The organism is Microcoleus sp. A6-C6, assembly GCF_036705955.1.
GTDB lineage: Bacteria > Cyanobacteriota > Cyanobacteriia > Cyanobacteriales > Microcoleaceae > Microcoleus.
Genome location: NZ_JAUBVR010000054.1, coordinates 1 through 1,608 on the forward strand (window position 1 = coordinate 1; position 1,608 = coordinate 1,608).

General features: G+C 39.2%; 2 protein-coding genes. Both read left to right on the forward strand.

The features are described 5' to 3' along the window. Window positions 1–67 precede the first annotated feature (67 nt). Window positions 68–355: a hypothetical protein gene (locus QUB52_RS20120; RefSeq protein ID WP_332975681.1), complete on the forward strand. Its 288-nt coding sequence runs from the start codon at window positions 68–70 to the stop codon at window positions 353–355. Next, the coding region (locus QUB52_RS20125) for a tetratricopeptide repeat protein (RefSeq protein WP_332976249.1) at window positions 312–1,608 on the forward strand (1,297 nt) is incomplete at its 3' end. The genes QUB52_RS20120 and QUB52_RS20125, both read left to right, overlap by 44 nt.

Below are 1,608 nucleotides of genomic sequence, written 5' to 3' on the forward strand. Positions count from 1 at the left end.
TATCCTTTCTCTTCGCTGTGCTTATCTCAACGGTCAACTTTCAATTTGATGTATTTGCCAAAGTGAGATGCACCCTCGCAAACACAGTAAAGTTTTGGCTGAAGATGTCACTTACGCTTTAAATCAACAGCAATTTGATTTTGAAAGGTCTACTCCTACGCCAGAATATTATACTATATTAGCGCGAGTTTGCATCGACAAAGATATCGATAAAGAAGAAATCGGACAAAATTTATTATTCAATCTTTCTGTCTTGGAATACAACGGGAGTAGTCGGTGGAATTATGTCAACCCACTCGTAAAACAAAGTTATGCTTTCCAACAAGCCCTTAGATCAATTCAAGGAAATCCCTGAAATAGATAGACAAAGGATTGTTGAATTCAATCAAGAATCTTTTGACCAATTGCTGACATTTGTTGATATTGTTCCCGAAAATGCCTTTGATTTGGGATTTATCCAAAGTAATTTTGCGAAGGATAGAGATGCGATTATTCAGGCATTGATTAACCATCCCGATTGTCAAGATATGCAGTTTGAGATTTGGGATTTTCCCGATTCTGATATGCGCTTTTTGATGGATGAAATTCTGAAGGTTTTGCCAACAGTTGAGGTTCAAGCAGACAAGAAGTTGATTTTCATTGTGCGGGGGGTGGAAAATGCGATCGGGATGACGGGAGAATATCCGCCGATGTTGGTGGATTTTAATTGGGTACGAGATGCTTATCCAGTTAAAGTGCCGCATCTCATGCTGTTTTGTTTGCCAGATTATGCAATTACGCGAGTTGCTAATTTTGCGCCGGATTTCTGGGCCTGGAATTCGGGAACTTTTGTATTCAAAACTCCTGCAAATACTAGAGATGATGCGATTTCTCAAACTCTGGATGCTAGCAAAGGGATTAGCAATTGTGAGGTGCCAGAAAAGCAGGAACGGATCGATTTATTGAAAAGGTTATTGATTGAATATACTCCATCGAATGGGCGGGAGCAAACTCACGAGGATTTGAAAACTCGCATTAGAGTTTTGAATGATCTGGCAATTGCTTATCGCAGCCGGAGTGAATACTCGACAGCAACATACTATTTGAAACAAGCGTTAGATTTGGTGAAAGATGATGAAGATTTTATATCTTTAAAGGCAAATACTTTATATCAATTAGGATGGATTCAGGACGATTGGGGAAATCCCAAAGAGGCGATCGCATTTTATCAACAATCTCTCGAAGTTGAGGAAAAAATTGGCAATGTTCAAGGGAAAGCTGCTACTTTGCACAATCTAGCAATAATCTATGCGAATCAAGGGGATGTAGAAAAGGCGATCGCATTTTATCAACAATCTCTCGAAGTTGAGGAAAAAATTGGCAATGTTCAAGGGAAAGCTGCTACTTTGCACAATCTAGCAATAATCTATGCGAATCAAGGGGATGTAGAAAAGGCGATCGCATTTTATCAACAATCACTGGAACTTAAGGAAAAAATTGGCAATGTTCAAGGGAAAGCAGCTACTTTGCACCAACTAGCAGGAATCTATGGGAATCAAGGGGATGTAGAAAAGGCGATCGCATTTTATCAACAATCACTGGAACTTAAGGAAAAAATTGGCAATGTTC